Source organism: Vibrio sp. Vb0937 (assembly GCF_033338855.1).
On sequence record NZ_JAWOTK010000009.1, the window covers coordinates 43,248 to 62,141 of the forward strand.

Annotated in this window: 16 protein-coding genes; 8 read left to right on the forward strand and 8 right to left on the reverse strand. The window is 43.3% G+C overall.

Going from position 1 to position 18,894, the window contains the following annotated elements:
* Both R7P67_RS13620 and R7P67_RS13625 read right to left on the reverse strand, forming a co-directional pair.
* Positions 1–1,416, reverse strand: a complete 1,416-nt coding sequence (locus tag R7P67_RS13620) for a TolC family protein (protein WP_104975368.1) — start codon at positions 1,414–1,416, stop codon at positions 1–3.
* A gap of 130 nt (positions 1,417–1,546) precedes the next feature.
* Positions 1,547–1,774, reverse strand: a complete 228-nt coding sequence (locus R7P67_RS13625) for a hypothetical protein (protein ID WP_005377125.1) — start codon at positions 1,772–1,774, stop codon at positions 1,547–1,549.
* A 476-nt stretch (positions 1,775–2,250) separates the two neighbouring features.
* On the opposite strand from R7P67_RS13625, the gene R7P67_RS13630 reads away from it, so the two are divergent.
* Positions 2,251–3,870 carry a sensor histidine kinase gene (locus tag R7P67_RS13630; protein WP_213898659.1) on the forward strand — a complete coding sequence of 540 codons (1,620 nt, stop codon included), beginning with the start codon at positions 2,251–2,253 and terminating at the stop codon, positions 3,868–3,870.
* Complete coding sequence (locus R7P67_RS13635) at positions 3,867–4,553, forward strand: response regulator (RefSeq protein WP_167415241.1); 687 nt, start codon at positions 3,867–3,869, stop codon at positions 4,551–4,553. The genes R7P67_RS13630 and R7P67_RS13635 overlap by 4 nt, the downstream gene beginning before the upstream one ends.
* Positions 4,554–4,644: 91 nt before the next feature.
* Here R7P67_RS13635 and R7P67_RS13640 read toward each other — a convergent pair whose 3' ends face one another.
* Positions 4,645–6,780 (reverse strand): TonB-dependent siderophore receptor, encoded by a 2,136-nt coding sequence (locus tag R7P67_RS13640; protein WP_170890281.1) that lies wholly within the window; start codon positions 6,778–6,780, stop codon positions 4,645–4,647.
* 99 nt (positions 6,781–6,879) lie between these two features.
* Positions 6,880–7,845 carry a helix-turn-helix domain-containing protein gene (locus tag R7P67_RS13645; RefSeq protein WP_033906176.1) on the reverse strand — a complete coding sequence of 322 codons (966 nt, stop codon included), beginning with the start codon at positions 7,843–7,845 and terminating at the stop codon, positions 6,880–6,882.
* A gap of 537 nt (positions 7,846–8,382) precedes the next feature.
* Here R7P67_RS13645 and zwf point away from each other — a divergent pair.
* Genes zwf through gnd form a run of 3 tightly spaced genes read left to right on the forward strand, consistent with a single transcriptional unit; the run spans position 8,383 to position 12,085 of the window.
* Positions 8,383–9,885: a glucose-6-phosphate dehydrogenase gene (gene zwf, locus R7P67_RS13650; RefSeq protein ID WP_017634563.1), complete on the forward strand. Its 1,503-nt coding sequence runs from the start codon at positions 8,383–8,385 to the stop codon at positions 9,883–9,885.
* The gene (gene pgl / locus R7P67_RS13655) at positions 9,882–10,598 is read left to right on the forward strand and encodes a 6-phosphogluconolactonase (RefSeq protein WP_005387158.1); all 717 of its coding nucleotides are present in this window, start codon (positions 9,882–9,884) and stop codon (positions 10,596–10,598) included. Before zwf ends, pgl begins: the two co-directional genes overlap by 4 nt.
* Before the next feature lie 38 nt (positions 10,599–10,636).
* Positions 10,637–12,085: a decarboxylating NADP(+)-dependent phosphogluconate dehydrogenase gene (gene gnd / locus R7P67_RS13660; protein WP_005377160.1), complete on the forward strand. Its 1,449-nt coding sequence runs from the start codon at positions 10,637–10,639 to the stop codon at positions 12,083–12,085.
* Positions 12,086–12,170: 85 nt separating this feature from the next.
* Here the strand turns inward: gnd and R7P67_RS13665 are convergent, their stop codons facing one another.
* A complete protein-coding gene (locus R7P67_RS13665) occupies positions 12,171–12,374 on the reverse strand; it encodes a hypothetical protein (protein WP_005377162.1) in 204 nt (67 codons plus the stop codon).
* 578 nt (positions 12,375–12,952) lie between these two features.
* Here R7P67_RS13665 and R7P67_RS13670 point away from each other — a divergent pair.
* Positions 12,953–13,090, forward strand: coding sequence for a hypothetical protein (locus tag R7P67_RS13670; RefSeq protein ID WP_005377165.1), 138 nt, complete (start codon positions 12,953–12,955; stop codon positions 13,088–13,090).
* A gap of 61 nt (positions 13,091–13,151) precedes the next feature.
* On the opposite strand, the gene R7P67_RS13675 is transcribed toward R7P67_RS13670, so the two are convergent.
* Positions 13,152–14,918: a sigma-54-dependent Fis family transcriptional regulator gene (locus R7P67_RS13675; protein ID WP_262653914.1), complete on the reverse strand. Its 1,767-nt coding sequence runs from the start codon at positions 14,916–14,918 to the stop codon at positions 13,152–13,154.
* Positions 14,919–15,157: 239 nt separating this feature from the next.
* Here R7P67_RS13675 and R7P67_RS13680 point away from each other — a divergent pair, with 239 nt between their 5' ends.
* Entirely contained in the window at positions 15,158–16,678 is a 1,521-nt protein-coding gene (locus R7P67_RS13680; protein WP_104975362.1) for an aldehyde dehydrogenase family protein, read from the forward strand.
* A gap of 126 nt (positions 16,679–16,804) precedes the next feature.
* Here the strand turns inward: R7P67_RS13680 and exsE2 are convergent, their stop codons facing one another.
* Both exsE2 and exsC read right to left on the reverse strand, forming a co-directional pair.
* Entirely contained in the window at positions 16,805–17,110 is a 306-nt protein-coding gene (gene exsE2 / locus R7P67_RS13685) for a T3SS regulon translocated regulator ExsE2 (protein WP_262653916.1), read from the reverse strand.
* Between the two features lie 8 nt (positions 17,111–17,118).
* A complete protein-coding gene (exsC, locus tag R7P67_RS13690) occupies positions 17,119–17,565 on the reverse strand; it encodes a type III secretion system regulatory chaperone ExsC (RefSeq protein ID WP_262653918.1) in 447 nt (148 codons plus the stop codon).
* Between the two features lie 388 nt (positions 17,566–17,953).
* Between exsC and R7P67_RS13695 the strand changes: the two genes are divergently transcribed.
* Complete coding sequence (locus R7P67_RS13695; protein WP_137282064.1) at positions 17,954–18,367, forward strand: YscW family type III secretion system pilotin; 414 nt, start codon at positions 17,954–17,956, stop codon at positions 18,365–18,367.
* The last annotated feature ends 527 nt before the right edge of the window (positions 18,368–18,894 follow it).

An 18,894-nucleotide genomic window follows, 5' to 3' on the forward strand; every position in this document is an offset into this window, starting at 1 on the left:
TTATTTCACCTCTTTGGATGTTGAAGCAGGGATATAAGCGGTATTTTGATATTGTTCGAAGCTGTTCATTTCACTGCTCAATGCGAGTAGCTTGGTTAAAGATATTAAATAGCGGAAACGCGCCGCTGAACGTTGTGTTTCTATACTCGCGACATAAAGTTGTGCATCCACAACATCCAGAGAAGACGACAGACCCTGAGTAAATGCTTTTTCACGCAAGCGCAGATTTTCGTTAGCGAGTTCAATGCTAGATGCGAGCCCTTGTACTTCATCAATGGCTTGCTGAGCCTCCAAGTATGTCTTTTGGACTAACAGCGATAAGTCTTGTTTGGCTTGGGACTTTAATGAGTCGACCTGCGAGACGACGCTTTGAGCGGCTTTGACTTTTTCGCTTCGCCCTGATGATTCAATCAGTGGAATGCTGACACCAACACCAACTAACCAGTCAGGCTTCATTTGGCTTGCGAGAGAATCGTCTTCATACAAGCTGTAGTCGCCGTAAAGATAAACTTCAGGGTAGTATTTCCCTTTTTCTGCTTTGATTAAGCTAGAGGCTTGTTTGTGTTTAGCGCTCAGAAGTTCTAACCCCGGATAGGTAAGCAACGTTTGATCGACAAAAGCAGTAAGAGGGGGAAGACTGTCGTTGATAAACAAAGATTCAGCGGGCTCTACGGCATCATCTTGTGCGAGTAATTTACCTAATGCAGCCTGAGCGATACTCAAATCGCTGGCTGCTTTACGTGTTTCTACAGATGCTTTATCTAAAGAAGCCTCGGCTTGCAGGCGCTCAACGTGCGCGATTTGTCCTTGCTCTTCAAGCTTAATGGCAAAATCTCGATGCTTTTTTAGCCCTGCTTCAACCGCTTGCCGCGTTGCGAGTACTTCCTTTGCCAGTACGACAGAAAAGTAGTACTTCGATAAATCTTCAAAACGCGCTTGTTGTTCCATTAGAAGCTGACTTTTCGCCTCATCCGTTTTGCCTTCTGCTGCTGATTGAGCCGCAGAAATTCGACCACCAGTAAAAATTGGCCAAATCGCACGAATAGACGAAGAGAAAATATCGCGCTCGGTTATGGTCGAAGTGGTATTAGCTAAGGCACCAAAAATAGGCTGAAAAGCAGGAGGTACGTTAATGTGTGCTCCTGTGCTGTCTAGGATCTGTTTTCCCGAAAGCGTGATATCGGTATCTAAACGCGTGTAATTCGCGCCAATAGTAACCTGAGGTAAGTTGAGATTGCTGGTGGCACTCTCTTGGTATTGGTAGTTCTCGACGTTTGAGCGTTGAGCTTTGAGAGAATAGTTGTTTTCTAGCAATAGCTGCCATGCGGTATCAAAAGTGATCGGTGCCGCATGACAGGCAAGGGAAATCGAGCTGCTAAGTAAGCCCAGTATCCAAACCTTTCCTGTTTTTTTCATAATGGCTGCTTTGTCGTAGAGTATTAGCTCTAATATAAAGGATTCGTAACTGCGTGTTAAGTAGGAGGGAAAATTGGGCAGTAGTATGCGCCCAGTTATATTTGTGCTGGGCGCGGGAGATGTTACAAATTTATTTCGTATATGGACAGTGAAACTCCGCTCTCCACTCTAGCTGACGAGAACCTCGCATCGTATTCAATAGATCTTTTCCACTCATTTGAGGGAACGATAACAGGACTTTGAGATCAGAAGTACCGCCTCCGTTTTTTTCATAAGCCCTGACGTGTGTAAATGTTGAATACATATTCTCTGACAGCATCGCCTTATTCAGGCATATTCCAAAGGTATCGCGTTCCATGTTTGGTGTTCCTTCTAACTATAAATGCACCTCTGTTTATAGTTTTCCAGTTTTCAGATGGTGTCTAAGTGTTTGTCATATAGTCAGTATTTGTATTTTGTTTTATTTGTGTCCAAACCACTGACGTCAATGTTGAGCTTTTAATAGACTTCCAGCTTCACTGCTTTCAAACCGAAACTCTCATTGGTTTCGTTGATTAAAAATTATACGTTGTAAAGTCTAAAAACGCCTCAAAAACCGCTAAAATCGATGTGATCGCGATCATGATTTTAAGGGCAATTTATGTATGGAATTGAGTATCAGAGAGGAATGCTAAATTTGGTGAATGGTTGTAATTTTATGTTTCAGCTCGTCGATTAATTAACCGTAAACTCTGCGGTTTGTTTGCCTTCCTCACAGATTTATCACCGCGACAACGTCATGCTGTTAACTGAGTGTTAACGTTACGCTCAAGAGTGAATCACAAGGATGTATCAATGAGTTGGAAAACCATCAGCTTTCGTAAGCGGATGCTCATTATTATGACGCTATCGGGGTTGATAGAGCTGTTATTGCTTGTCGCCGCGGGGTTCACTTATCTCAAAATCAATCAAGAGCAAGAAATGGGAGAAAAAGCACTGGGTGTTGCCCGTTTTTTAGCGGACTCAGCGGTTGTTCGTGAAATGATCGAAACCCAAAACCCCCAGCCATACCAACTTCGCTTTAGAGAATTAACCGAAGCCATAGGTGCTGCTTTCATCGTTATTGGCGACCATAAGGGAGTACGCTTAATCCACCCTGTTGATGAGCGGTTGGGCAAGCCAATGAGAGGTGGCGACAATCGTCGAGCGCTAGAACAGGGGTTGTCTTATGTTTCGACGGCACAGGGCTCGTTAGGTTATTCAGTTCGTGGTAAAGCTGCGATTTTTGACGAGCAAGGGAACATCATTGGTGTGGTTTCGGTTGGCTATTTGCTCGACCGACTGCAAGACCGCATCGAACCATTTTTGGCCTTTTTGATTTTAATGGTCATCGTAGTTGTCGTCGCTAATGCCATTGTATCCAATTATGCGTCGAGAAAGTTTCAGCGCGCCATTTTAGGCTTTGAGCCTGAAGAGATAGGGCGGTTGTACGGCGAATTAGAAGTGACGATGAGCACCATCAAAGAGGGCGTGTTAAGCATTGATGCCCAAGGGATACTTCGCTCGATAAATCGTAGTGCCTGCCAGATTCTCGGTATTGATAGAGAATCAGCGCTCAATAAACCTTTGACTGACACGCTGCGTGATAGCGATCTATATACAGTATTAGAAAGCGGGCAGGAAGATCATGATATTGAAATATTCCTTAATCATAAGCGCCTGATTGCAAATCGCTCTCCAATTTATGTTGATGGAAAAATCGTGGGGGCGGTATCGAGTTTCCGTTTAAGGGATGAAATTAATGATCTAACCGAGCAGCTATCACAAACCAAGGAATATGCAGATTTGTTACGTTCGCAAACCCATGAGCATCGAAATAAGCTCAACACCATTAGTGGGCTAGTACAAATGGGTGAGCTTGATGCGGTGCAAAAGTTAATTGGACAAGAAACCGCACACTATCAAGCAATGATTGAGTTTTTAAGAGATACCGTTAAGGACCCGCTAATTGCAGGTATGTTGCTTGGAAAAACTGAACGTGCTCGCGAGTTAGGCTTACAACTGGTGGTTGAGGAAGGCAGTCGTCTGGAGCCCCTACCTGAGTGGCTAAATTCGGAAGACCTTGTCACAATTTTGGGTAATTTGATTGATAACGCTTTCGATGCCACGTTAACTTCAATTCGCGATGAATCAAATGTTGCGTCAGAACGCAGAAACATTGATGTGTCCGTTAGCGATTACGGAAATGAAGTGATACTTGAGGTGATAGATCATGGCTGTGGCCTCCCAAAAACAGTGGATCCACAAACATTATTTACAAAAGGCGTTTCGACGAAATCTCGTCAAAATCGAGGTGTTGGGTTACACCTTGTCAATCAGCTTGCTACTCGATATCACGGCCATGTTGAGATGATACCCAATACAAATTATGGGACAAGAATAACGGTGTACTTACCCAAGGAAGAACAAATATGAGTATGGCGACTCGCGTAATGATCATTGAAGATGATCTGGCTATTGCTGAGCTGCACCACAAATACTTAAGCCAACTGACAGGTTTGGAAGTGGTTGGAATTGCGACCACGAGAATGGAAGCAGAAATGCAACTCGACATTCTTAAGCCAGATTTACTATTGATGGATGTCTATCTTCCCGATGGCACAGGGCTTGAGATACTAAATACACTGCGTGCAAGTAACCAAACGTGTGATGTCATTTTGATTACAGCCGCAAGGGATGTCGATACGTTACAACAGGCGATGAGGGGTGGCGTTGTCGATTACCTGTTAAAACCAGTGATGTTTCCACGTTTAGATGCCGCACTGAAAAAGTATGTGTCCCAACGCCAACAACTAGACATCGTAGAGAGTTTGGATCAGAACCTCGTTGATAAAATGCTGCAGTCTCACGCCAATCAAGACAACTTGCCGAACCGATTACCAAAAGGGATTGATGGTGTAACCCTAGACAAGATCAGAGAGTTGTTCCCAAATGGCAGTGTGCTGACCGCTGATGAGGCAGGTGAAAAAATCGGAGTGAGCCGAACAACCGCTAGACGTTATCTTGAGTTTCTTATCAGTACTGGTGAACTAGAGGCTGATTTAAACTATGGGTCGGTAGGTAGGCCAGAAAGGTGCTATAAAAAAGTGACACGGTAGCGTTTATATTGATGCTCTATGCAAAATAAAAAGCGATGGCTTGTTTTAGAAACCATCGCTTTACAAATTACTGCTGTTCCGTTCTAAGAGGCTAGAAGTTGTATTCTAACATCGCTTCGATAGAGCGCTCAGCGCCAAACCAACAGTTATTTTTGTCGTAACAAGAATAGTATTCTTTATCGAATAGATTGCTTGCAGAAAGCGTGACGCTAGCCCCTTTCATTGATTCAGATACCGTTGAGAAATCGTAACTTGCTGCTAAATCAAACAAGGTGTAGTCCGGTACTTTTTGACTATTCTGTGCATCAATTTGTGCTTCCCCGACATAGCGAACGCCAGCACTGGTACGAAGGCCTGAAAGATTTCCTTCAAAGAAGTAATTTGCCCATAGAGAAGCCGTTTGCTCAGGTACCCAAACCGGCGTTTTACCTTCTTGGTTGTAATAACTGTCCTCGGTAATCTCCATATCGGTATATGTATAGCCTAGAGTGAAATCAGCTTGTGCTGTAACTTGCCATTTTGCCTCAAGTTCAATACCTTGTGATACCACTTCGCCCGCTTGATAGTTCGGTGCATAAGGATTATTCGGATCGGTCAAGATCGCGTTTTTCTTCGTAATATGGAAGAGTGCTAAGTTACCTGAGATATCACCAGATAATGGGGCGTATTTAAAGCCTAACTCCCATTGATGACCGGTTGATGGCTCAAATGCTTTACCAGAAGAGTCGGCACCCGCAATTGGCTCAAAACTTTCCGAGTAAGTAAGGTATGGCGAGAGACCAAAGTCTAGCTCATACAAACCACCGACTCGGAAAGATACGTTGGTATCGTCTAACTCTTCCTTGCTCTTGGATACTGTTCCTAGATAATCGCTAACGGCGTCTGTATTTGAATCGTATTTATCCCAACGAAGACCTGCAATCATTACAAGTTGGTCGTAACGAACTTGATCTTGGAAATAAACGCCAATCTGCTTCGTTTTGATATCCAAGTTTTGTTTGTATTGGAAATTCAGTGCATTACGATCAATGCTGTTGTGGTCAGGATTAAAAATGTCCTGAGTTAGCGAATACCCAAGCGTGTCTTTGTATTTTACATCTGAATCTAGATACTGATAATCAAGCCCGAACAATAAGTTATGTTCAAAATTTCCTGTTTTAACGTAGCCCGATAGTTGGTTGTCAATCACAAAGGATTTGGACTTTTCATCGGTTAAATAGGCATTTCGACCAACGGTACGGTTATCCGCTTCAAGTGCACCGTTATATGTGTTTTCCTGATAGGCATCGGCGGTCATGTAGCGGGCATTCTGTAGAAATTGCCAATTGTTGTTAAAGTCGTGTTGGACTTTGTAACCCATCATCAGAACTTCGCGTTCGTAAGTGTTCCAGTCCTCATCCCCCAAATAGGTGCTTGGTGACATCGAGCCAAGTGGGTTTTTAATCACTGAGCCAGATGCAGGCACAGTCGTGTAGATACCTGCTGATGGATCATTTTGATAGTAAACATTCACGTTCACTAATGTGCTTTCTGTCGCTTGCCAATTGAAAGATGGGGCGAGTACATAACGTTCGTCTTCAGACGTATCGGCTTGACCATCTCGCTGTTTTGCCAGGCCGACGATACGGTAATCAACATTAGAATCACCAATTTGTCCTGTGGTGTCGAACGTCAGTTCTTTTAGGCTGTTAGTCCCTGTACTAATCGAGACAGAGTGCGAGGGTGTTGACTGAGGCGCCTTGGCGATAATGTTGACCATACCTCCTGGTGGAATATTGCCGTAAAGAACAGACGTTGGCCCTTTAAAAACCTCGATTTGCTCAAGAGCAACGGAATCGACCTGCGGTTGAAGGTTCCAACCGTTGTACAGCAAAGGAAGACCATCATAAAAGTTGGTGTAGTTAATAAAACCACGAATATTGAATAGGTCAAGTCGGGAAACGGCACCACCACGCAATTCTGTATTTACGCCAGGCGCATAACGCAATGCTTCGCTCACCGAGTTTACGCCGCGTAGGTCCATGTCATCTTTAGTGATTACCGTGATCGCTTGCGGTGTTTCCTCCGGTTCTAAAACGGTTTTAGTTGCGGTGTTTCGGTATGTTTCTCCTAGCACCGTAATCGTTTCGTGTTGGGATATGCTCTCAGTTGCATTGGCGTGGCCAGCGAGCAATGCGGATACGACGATAGCAACCGCTGAACGATGAAATCGAATCGGACTTTCCATATTTATAAATTCCACTACTTTTTCTATTTATTGATAATGATTGTTATTTGTATTCTATATTCAAAGAAATAGGAAAAGTTAACAATTTGGTGCAAAACACTAATCTTTGGAACTTATTCTTCTGTTCTTAGGTTTTAAAGATAGCGCGTCGTTTGGCTCGACAGGAATCCAATACTGCATTTGTGCTTGTTCGCTATCAACATCATAACCTTCTGGATAAAGCTCTAACTCATAACCATCGATAGCATGATAATTAGAGTAGGGTAGCCAATGTAAAATAAACCATTCTAGCGTTGAGGCGAGCTCTGATGCTTTGCCTATGTGTGTAATGACGGCGTAGGTTTGCTCAGGAACAGCCAAGAGGTCTAACCCCGAGTTGGAAGAGTTCGTTGATCTTGGTGCGTTTGCTGTTGGACTGCACTCATAACCTGCCCAATACTCAAGTTGTTGGTTGTTTGAATACGCTTGAGTCACATCAATCACGCCAAAGTAACTACTTTCCGAATTGTTAAGGTTTTCAGATGAATAAAGACGTGACCAAAGTGACGGTACTTTGGATTGGAAATCGGGCGTAGCGGAAAACAATCCGTGAATAGGTTCATGATAACCAGCAAGTTCAAAAGCCGGTTTTGTTTCTATTCGAACTTCAATAAAGCGCTGATGTTTTTTCTCTTCTTCTGGTGTCTTACGCAGCGTCAAAGGTTGCCTCAACCCGGAGAGTTGTTGCGTTTTTCGATATTCGCGGGGGCTTTTTGAAAACATATTCCTGAACGCACGGCTAAATGCGTGTTCAGATGTAAATCCCATTTCTATCGCTATATCTAACGAGCGGTCAGAAGTATGGATTAAGCGCTCAGCCGCAAGGCTAAGTTTAAGCTCTCTGATGTAGTGAGCGACGGATACGCCAGTGTGTTGTTGAAATACGCGTTGCAGTTGCCAGCGCGACCAACAACTTGCTTTCGATATTTCATCTACGCTCAGAGTGCTGTCTAAGTTGGTGTGAATGTAGTCAAGCACCGATTGTATTCGGTTTATGGGATGTGGGTTAATGGCGCTTGATTTCATGGCGTTCTACTTTCACATTAATAGTGATTTCATTATCTTTAATTGAGTATCATTATCAATAGGATGATGAAATAAAAAGTAAGTAACACAGATCACGATAAAACTGTAATGGATTGCAAGGATGAGTAATTATTGTCCATATTAGAGTTTTTGCTTAAATTTTGGAGCGTTCAGATGAAACTTTTTTTATCAATAAAATACAATCGCTTATGACGTTTTGTGCAACTTATTTAAACGTTTGCACTGGCAAGTGTTGATGTAAATCAAATAGTCGTAGACAATATTGCCCCGTGTCGGACTCTCCTCCAGCGAGTACAGTGTGTACTTTTGAGACATAAGTGACTTAAATGACCTCAATACGTCGTGTTTCCAAGAATCGGAAATGCAACTTCTTGAGGTTCTTTGGGCCCATAGACTTTACCTATCAACGTAATAGGTAAGACCAATTTTCTATTTTGAGGTGCCATTGATAGGGTTGGCTCATTCTCTAGCCGTATCCGGGCACACAATAAGTACCTCGTTTTTAAGGGAAAGATGATGGTAATACCAGAAAACAGCAGCATCGTTATTTTTGGTGCTTCAGGTGACCTTACGTACCGTAAGCTCATTCCTGCTTTATACCACCTCTACGCGAACAAGCAGCTTCCAGAGAATTTTGCCATTCTGGGTGTAAGTCGCACTGAATACAGTGATGAGTCTTACCGCGCGAAGCTGAAAAAATCGCTTCAGGAAATGGAAAAGACTGAGCCAGAAACGCTTGATGCATTTATTAACCATCTGCACTACCAAGCAATTAATACTTCTGACACACAAGATTACGGTAAGCTATCTTCTCGCTTAGACCAACTTGCGGACGAATATCAATTCGAGCAACGCAATACGCTTTTTTACTTAGCAACCCCACCAAGTTTATACAGTGTGATCCCTGCAAGTCTTGCAGCACATGGTCTTAACAGTGAAGAGGATGGCTGGAAACGCCTGATCATTGAGAAACCATTCGGCTATGATCTTGAATCGGCGCGTATTCTGGACAAAGAAATTCACGAGCACTTCCAAGAGCATCAAATCTACCGAATTGACCATTACTTAGGTAAAGAAACGGTACAAAACCTACTTGTGCTTCGTTTCTCTAATGCGATGTTTGAGCCGCTTTGGAACCGTAACTTCATTGATTACGTTGAAATCACAGGCGCAGAATTCCTTGGCGTAGAGGAGCGTGGTGGTTACTACGACAACTCTGGTGCTGTGCGCGACATGTTCCAAAACCACTTGCTACAAGTATTAGCAATGGTAGGTATGGAACCACCAGCGCAAATCAATGCAGACTCGATGCGTGATGAAGTGGTAAAAGTGCTTCAATGCCTAAAGCCATTAGACGAAAACGCTCTGCGCAACGATCTAGTATTAGGCCAATACACGGCGTCTGAAGTCCGTGGGCAAAGCCTACGCGGCTACCGTGAAGAGCCGGGAGTTGCAGACGATTCTCGTACAGAGACTTACATCGGTTTGAAAGCGTACATCAACAACTGGCGTTGGAATGGCGTGCCATTTTACGTGCGTACTGGTAAGCGTCTTCCAACACGCGTTACTGAGGTGGTTATCCACTTTAAACAAACACCGCATCCTGTGTTTGGTCAAAACGCACCAGAAAACAAACTGATCATTCGTATTCAACCAGACGAAGGCATTCAAATGAGCTTTGGCTTGAAAGAGCCAGGCGCAGGCTTTGAAGCGAAGGAAGTGAAAATGAACTTCCATTACGCTGACCTGCAAGAAACGCAAATGCTAACGGCATACGAGCGTCTTCTACTTGATGCTTTGAATGGTGATGCTACGCTATTTGCACGTAGTGATGCGGTGGAAGCGTGCTGGCAATACGTACAGCCAATCTTAGATTTTAAGCAAGATCCACAATCCCTCTTCGGGTACGCATGCGGCACTTGGGGGCCTAAAGAGTCAGATGACTTGTTACAGCGTGATGGCCGTGCTTGGCGTTTCCCATGTAAAAACTTAACAGATACGGATTACTGTGAACTATGATCAACCATAAGATCTACCAAACAGCAGAACAGGTAGTTGAAAGCCTAGCTAACGATATGAAAGCGTTTAGCGAAATGGGCAGACCTGTTCACATCTCTCTTTCTGGCGGCAGCACTCCTAAAATGCTGTTTAAACTACTGGCTTCAGAGGCTTACGCAACCTCCATTCAATGGGAAAACCTCCACTTTTGGTGGGGTGACGAACGTTGTGTTGCCCCTGACGATGCAGAAAGCAACTACGGTGAAGCGAACACATTGTTGTTTAGCCAAGTAAATATTCCTGCAGAAAACATTCACCGCATCCGTGGCGAAGATGAGCCTAAAGCAGAAGCCGAGCGCTTTGCAAAAGAGATGGCAGAGGTAATCCCGAATGAAAACGGCACACCTGTGTTTGACTGGATCTTATTAGGCGTTGGTGCAGATGGTCATACAGCTTCTCTGTTCCCTGGCCAAACGAATTATGATGATGCGAACCTATCTCTTGTGGCGTCGCATCCTGAATCGGGCCAACTTCGTGTGTCGAAAACCGCACGCGTATTAGAAGCAGCGAAACGCATTAGTTACTTAGTGCTTGGTGCAGGAAAAGCGGACATTGTTGAAGAAATTAACAGTTCACCAGCACACGCACTGCCATACCCAGCGGCTAAGATTCAAGCGAAATCGGGCCTAACGGAATGGTATTTAGATTTAGACGCGGCAGCAAAAATTGCTTAAGACGCTGCTCGTCGATGAAATAAAATTGGAGAGAAACAATGAAAGGTGATATCGGTGTAATTGGCCTAGCAGTAATGGGTCAAAACCTTATCCTAAACATGAACGATCACGGCTTTAAAGTGGTTGCTCACAACCGTACTGCTGCTAAAGTAGACGAGTTCCTGGAAGGTCCAGCAAAAGGCACGAACATCATCGGTGCATACTCTCTAGAAGAACTAGTAGAGAAGCTAGAAACGCCGCGTAAAGTAATGTTGATGGTTCGCGCTGGTGACGTTGTAGACAAGTTCATCGAAGCGCTAGTACCTCTGCTAGACAAAGGCGACATCATTATTGACGGTGGTAACACTAACTACCCAGATACAAACCGTCGTGTTGCTGCACTACGTGAAAAAGGTATCCACTTCATCGGTACTGGTGTATCTGGTGGTGAAGAAGGTGCGCGCTTCGGTCCATCTATCATGCCTGGCGGTGCTGCTGAAGCATGGGAAGCGGTTAAGCCTATCTTCCAAGGTATCGCTGCGAAAACTGACGCTGGTGAGCCATGTTGTGACTGGGTTGGTAACGATGGTGCTGGTCACTTCGTTAAGATGGTACACAACGGCATCGAATACGGTGACATGCAGCTTATCACAGAAGCTTACCAGTTCATGAAAGACGGTCTTGGTATGTCTGCTGACGAGATGCAAGCAGTATTCGCTGATTGGAACAAGACTGAACTAGACAGCTACCTTGTTGAAATCACGGCTGACATCCTTGGCTACAAAGATGAAGACGGTGAGCCTCTAGTTGAGAAGATCCTAGACACAGCAGGCCAAAAAGGTACTGGTAAATGGACTGGTATCAACGCACTAGACCTAGGTATTCCACTAACACTTATCTCTGAGTCTGTATTCTCTCGTTGTCTATCTGCACTGAAAGACCAACGTGTTGAAGCTGAGTCTTTATTCGGCAAGACAATCACACCAGTTGAAGGCGACAAGCAAGAGTGGGTTGATGCACTACGTCAAGCGCTACTAGCTTCTAAGATCATCTCTTACGCTCAAGGCTTCATGCTAATGCGCGAAGCGTCTAACGAAAACGGTTGGGACCTAAACTATGGTAATGTAGCCCTAATGTGGCGTGGTGGTTGTATCATCCGTTCTGCGTTCCTAGGCAACATCCGTGATGCGTACGAAGCGAACCCAGACATCGCATTCCTAGGTTCTGATGAGTACTTCAAAAATATCCTACAAGGCAGCCTAGCAGCGTGGCGTAAAGTAGCAGCGAAGTCTCTAGAATCTGGTATCCCAATGCCATGTACGATTTCTGCGCTATCTTTCCTAGACGGTTACACAACTGCTCGTCTACCAGCGAACCTGCTTCAAGCTCAACGTGACTACTTCGGTGCTCACACTTACGAGCGCATTGACCGTCCACGTGGTGAATTCTTCCACACTAACTGGACTGGTACAGGCGGCGACACAGCGTCTACAACTTACGACGTTTAATCCGCGGTCAGTAAGCTGATCAAAGCAAAAGGGTGCCCAAGTGGCATCCTTTTTTGTTTTTGCTTTTACGGAACTTCAAGAGCGCCTAGGCGCTCTTTTCAGTGGTCGTTTTCTTGTTTTGATAAAACCTGTCTTTTAGGTAGAGAATTGCACTGACCACAAGAGCCACTAAAGAAACAGTGAATAGGGCGTACATGCTGAGAATCCATGCGAATGTGGCCGTCAAGAATGCAATGAAGGAAAACATTCTGCTGAAAGACATCACATGGCCAAGTTTGTTACTTTTCATAAACGCCTCCCGAAGCTAAGTGGGGATAGACAATTGTGGTTATATGCCACACTTTTAATTGTCTGCTCTTTTGGGACGTTTCACACAAAAAAGTGGCTAAAGATTTCTCAAAAAAGGTGAAATATTGAACTGGTAGACAAATCGTTAAACTGAGTTGCACAGATATGACTTCGGTTGTCTATCACTTCAAAGTTTTTAACTACGCAGATTAAGGGCATGTAGCGCTATTATTATCGTATTCGAACTCTACGATACACAATTGCAAGTGAACCTACACTCGTAAGCTCATCCCTGTCGTCAGTTACAGTAAAAGCTTTTTTCTCTGTTTAACAATACCTTAGTAACTACGGGCAATTAAATCTGTTTTTCGATCGAAACTCAGATTGCACAAAAGGTGAAAAAGAGTGCTAGGTAAGCCTCTAAACTACGCCTATAATTAGCGCCCACATGGAGGATGTTTATTATATGAACATCCTTTATTTTTTGAAACTAGCAACAAGGATCCAGTAAAACATGTTTTTCTGGTTTTGTTTACGTCGACCAAGAAGGTAATTAACACAGCAAATTGAGGTTCTAAGATGACTCTTAACAAGTACTTTGTTTTCATTCCAGCAGAATTGGAACAGGAAATGCACAAGGACAATCAAGTGATCTCTGAGAAGGAAACTCAACGTCAGGCATTAGTAAAACAGGCACAACAACAAGGCGGCCTGTAAGCTAGGTTTCAAAGAGAAAGAGCACCGCAACGGTGCTCTTTTTGTATCTGAGGTCGTAGAATTAACTTAATATGCCAAGGCTTTTCAACTTTCTGTAAATGGTATTTCGGCTCACACCAAGCATACGAGACGTTTTGCTAATGTTCCCCTGGTTGGCTTGATATGTTTTGAGCAACTTATCTTCGACGGTTGCACGCAGTTCTGAAGTTGGTTCAGCGGATGCTGCTCCTTCTTGAGCTTCGCTGAGTTTCTTACTTAGGTGGGCTGGGACGTGTGTGAGTTCCAATATTTCTTCACCTTGCGCCATTAAGGCGGATACTTTGATTAAACTATCGAGTTCACGCAAATTTCCTGGCCATGAGTAAGACAGCATCAGAGAAAGTAGGTGAGGGCAAAGCTGTTGTTCAGATTCGGCGTGACGCCGATGAATGTTCTCAATCAGTTGTCGTTTGTCATCACGTTCCTCAAAGCGAGGTAGCTCAATGATCAAGCCATTAAGGCGATAATACAAATCTTGGCGGAACAATCCTTCGCTGACCAAATGTTCCAGATCTTTATGCGTGGCTGCAATGATTTGCGTATCGACTTGAATACTTTGGTTTGAACCCACGGGAAGCACGGTTTTATCTTGCAATACATGGAGCAAGCGGCTTTGAGCTTCCAAGGGTAAATCTGCGATTTCATCCAGAAACAAAATCCCTTTGTGTGCTTGGCGAATTTTCCCCTGATAGCCTTTGCTGTTTGCGCCAGTAAAGGCACCGGCTACGTAGCCAAATAATTCAGATTCAACCAGATCTTTTGGTAGCGCTCCGCAGTTAACGGAAACCAACGGTCCCGTTTTTCTCTGGCTGTTTTTATGAAGCGCTTTCACAAACTCGTTTTTGCCAACACCAGTCTCTCCGAGAATCAACAAACTGATGTCTTTATCGATGACGCGATTGGCTTGCTGCCAACAGTGCTCAACAGCGGAGTCGCCATAATGAAGATCATTGGACGCCGCTACAGCACGAGACTCGACCTTGCTATCTTTATCGGTAAGCGGTTTTGTTTTGAAAACGAAAGGGTGCTCATTTCCCCGAGTGGATAGAATGTCGTCTAAGGATTGCCCAATGATACTTTTTTGCGCAAAAAGTTGAGAGGCTACTTGATTGTGAGCCAAAACTTGTCCGTCTTCATTTGCAATGATAATTCCTTGCCAACCACTATTCAGTAAACCTTTTTCGCACGCTAAATCCACACGAATATGCCCTTGTGGAATCAAGTTAAGTAGTTGATTCTCCACTTGCTGGACCATGTTTTGTACTAGTACTTGCGTTGAGAAGTCATGTCTCTTTTGCTCGCTCGTAATATCTAATACGCCAATGAGGTTACCAAGATGATCGAAAATAGGATTAGCCGAACAGCTAATAAAACGATGGTGTTGGATAAAGTGCTGATCACCAATAACAGAAACGGGCTTTGCTTCAACCAAGGCTGTACCAATGGCGTTGGTGCCTTTGACCTTTTCTTGCCAGCATGCTCCAGAGCTTAGCGAGATTTCCGTCAACTTCTCACGAAATCTAGGCTGTCCCCAACTGCCGATGATGACACCATCTGAGTCCGTCAAAATTAAGCGACTGTCGCTATGAGCGAATAGCTGATTAAACAAAGGGAGCGCAAATTGAGTGACTGCCTCTAGCAAAAAGTTGAGTTGGTGACGCCTATCTTGGAGCGTTGCTGGCGTTACTCGAATATCTTCAGGGCGTCGACGCTGTTTTAAACCCGCTTGTTCACTTCTGACCCATGAAGTTGAAAGCCAATTGTTATCGCTAATATGTTGAAGTTCCATGACTGTACCATTTTGTCACAGTGAGGGTGTGCCATTTTGGAACACTTGAACATTGGTGTTCACACCATACATCCGCTCAAACGTCGCTCACTTGGTTTGTTATCGCTTGGTAATCATAGTTTTACATTTAATTAACAACAAGTGTGGTGTAGTTGGCGTGTGACTTGCGTAATGCTCTTTGTGAACAGTGCGATACGACACTGCAATAACACATTGAACGAGAAACAAAAGGAAGAGTTATGATCTATGCACAGCCAGGTAGTGAAAATGCCATTGTTAACTTTAAATCGCATTACGATAACTTTATCGGTGGGGAATGGGTAAAACCAACGGGTGGTGAGTACTTTGACAATATCTCACCAATCAACGGACAAGCGTATTGTAAAGTTGCTCGCTCTGGCGAGGAAGATATTAATTTAGCACTGGATGCCGCGCATAACATCAGAGCAAAATGGGCCAAAACCAGCGTGACAGAACGTTCGAACATCTTGCTGAAAATTGCTGACCGTATTGAGCAGCATCTAGAAGAGCTTGCAGTTGCAGAAACTTGGGAAAACGGCAAACCAGTTCGCGAAACCTTGGCGGCAGATTTACCTTTAGTAGTGGATCACTTCCGTTACTTCGCTGGCTGTATTCGCGCACAAGAAGGCAGTGCGGCAGAACTGGATGAGCACACCGCAAGCTACCACTTCCCAGAACCGATTGGTGTGGTTGGTCAAATTATTCCGTGGAACTTCCCAATGTTGATGGCGGCTTGGAAACTAGCGCCGGCACTAGCGGCGGGTTGCTGTGTGGTATTGAAGCCAGCAGAGCAAACCCCAACATCCATTCTGGTTCTGATGGAAAAAATCGGTGACCTTCTTCCTCCTGGTGTCATCAACGTTGTAAACGGATATGGTTCTGAAGCGGGTCAAGCATTAGCAACCAGCAACCGCATTGCGAAACTCGCGTTTACCGGGTCTACGCAAGTTGGCAACCACATTCTGAAATGTGCAGCAGACAACTTGATCCCATCGACAGTTGAGTTAGGTGGTAAATCTCCAAACATCTACTTCTCAGATATCTTCGATTACGAAGATGAGTATCTTGATAAGTGTATCGAAGGTACGTTACTTGGTTTCTTCAACCAAGGTGAAGTTTGTACCTGTCCATCTCGCGTACTGGTTCATGAAGCGATTTATGACAAGTTTGTAGAGAAACTGACGGAACGCGCACATCTGATTAAACAAGGTAATCCGCTCGATACCGATACTCAAGTCGGTGCTCAGGCTTCTCAAGAACAGTTTGATAAGATTTTAAGTTACCTGGAAATCGGCCGTGAAGAAGGCGCAAAAGTGGTCTTTGGTGGTGGAGTGTCAGAACAGCCAGAGTCTATCAACCAGGGGTACTACATTCAGCCAACCATGTTGGAAGGCCACAACAAGATGCGAATCTTCCAAGAAGAAATCTTTGGCCCAGTGATCGCTATCACCAAATTCAAAGATGAGGCTGAAGCGTTGGAAATCGCAAACGACACTGAATATGGCTTAGGCGCAGGTGTTTGGACACGTGATGCGAACGTTGCATATCGTATGGGCCGTAATATTGAAGCTGGCCGGATCTGGATTAACTGTTACCACGCTTACCCTGCACACGCAGCGTTCGGTGGTTACAAAAAATCGGGTATCGGGCGCGAAACGCACAAGATGATGCTGGATCACTACCAGAATACTAAGAACTTGCTGATTAGCTACAGCATCGACCCGTTAGGCTTCTTCTAGTGAAACTAAGTAATTAATAAAGAAAAAGCAGTATGAATCAAAACCCCGAATCTTCGGGGTTTTTTATTAGCGTGAGCTTGTCGGCTGAAGGTTAACCTAGATGTTTAACCTGCTTTTATTGTGATATCAGGAATGTTGAATTATCGCCACTTTTCGTTCCATAAGCTTTTCTACGGCGGAGTTTTGCTTGTCAATATTGAGTTGCGGATCAAAGTCCAAAACGCGATTGCAAGATTCGAGACTGGCAAATTGATTTAAACATTCACCAAGCTCTCTTTTAGAGCTTGTTCGCGTCATACTGCTTTCTGATGAGGAGAGTAGGGTGACTTTACGGCCATGAAACGTTCCTTGCGGCACTGCATCACTTTGCTGCGCTTGTTGAACGTCATGAACCGATGAATTGGTGTATGTGGATTGGATGTCATTGGACATAAAGACACCTAAACTCTCAAGTCTAAAGTTTGTGGCATCGGTGGTGCCTCATCAATGGTTACATGAGAAGACAATAACGCTTCCCACGACTCGCTGTGCGTCAGCAATTCTGCTAAAGCTGTTTCAAAATATTCGTAATCCAGTCGCCTAATGTTAATGAGTCGGTTTAAACATAGGACATGTCGGTGGTTATCTAAACTAAAAAATAACTGGTGCTCAGGCCAGTGATAATTAAAGGCCAAGAAACAGCGATAGAGATCGGAATTTACAATTTGAAGGCCAACAATCTCAGCTTCGAGCTGCAGAGTTGTAGATTCAGGATGAAAGATGATATGCACCCTTAGATTATCATCAAAGGCTAAGCTTACTTCATTTTCCGTTAGATGCAGTGCAGGCAAGCCTATTTGATGAGCAAACTTTAGCAAAATCTCATCGATAGTTTGGCGTGCTGACATAGGAATAGTCCCTTTTGAAATTTTATCAAGGAAAATATTAGATGTATCTCTTCATGTTTATCAATATTAGTCGGTTGTTATTATATTTTGGCTTTTAAATGTGTTGAGAGAAATAGAAAGGAAAAAGTAAATGTGTTCAGATGCATATCTCGATGGTAATGATATATATGAATATCATTTTTCTCTAATAAACTTCAATTAAGGAAGGAATGAAAGTGAGCAGAAACTGCTTTTGAAATTACAGTCCATGTTAACTACGTGTTGTTGAAAAATGCGATTTATTGTCCGCTTGTAGTATAAATATAAGTTGATCTTTTATATTTTTACATAAAGAATTGTGTGGATTTCAAATGAGCTAGATTATATAAAATAAGTTTATGGGGTCATAATGAACAATTCTATATGGGCTGGTTTTATTGGGTTATTCATACTGAGTGGGTGCAGTCAGACTGTGTCCGTCAATGGGGTGGATGACTTTGATACACAGAGTCAGGCATCAGTCTATGGTTGGGTTTCTGTCGACGGCTACTTTCCACCTTCGATTACTTCTCTTGAAGTGGAAATATGTAAAGTTATTGATAATCAATGTCTTAAATCGGCATCTCAGAGCTACCAAGGCGTTCAGTTGCCTGTGCAGTATTCGTTTTTAATTGCACCAATTCAAGCTGGTGAAGGAAAAATGAAGATTATTGGAAAGCTTTATTCAAACGGTGAGCTCGTTGCGGAAAAAGAAAAGAGCTATTTATTTTTAGAGGGAAATAAACAAGAAAACTTGATTCTTGTTCCAAAAATAAACAGATAAAATTTTAAGTACTACATTTTTATTAGAATTTTCTAATTTATAAAAATAAAGACTATATCTTTCCTGTTGTGAAAGATTTGTTGTCTTTTATAAACATTAATTACATGACTTTGAAGTCATCGGGTCAGTTGTTTTTTAGACTCATACTTGTTGCAAAAACAGTATTTTTTATGATTATATCTCGCTCCTTGAACACGTTGGCTTGGCGTTTTAGGCTATAAAACATACATTTTTATGATTTTGGAAATTTAATTTTGTTCTCGAAACGATGCCGAAATCTATTTAATTGTATTCTAATGTATAACAAAACAACCAAACTTAAATAACGAAATGATATTTAAGTTTTGGCTAATGATAAACGCTATCTGATAAAAATAATAAAGACGGACAGCAGAAATTTACTAAGTCAAACTTTTACCTTTAGGTAAAGGTAATGCTTGGGTTATTCGCTAATTATTCGGGGGGTATGGTAAGTGATAGAACTTCTATGCTCTTTTCTTTGCTTCTTTAATTCATACAGCAGTACT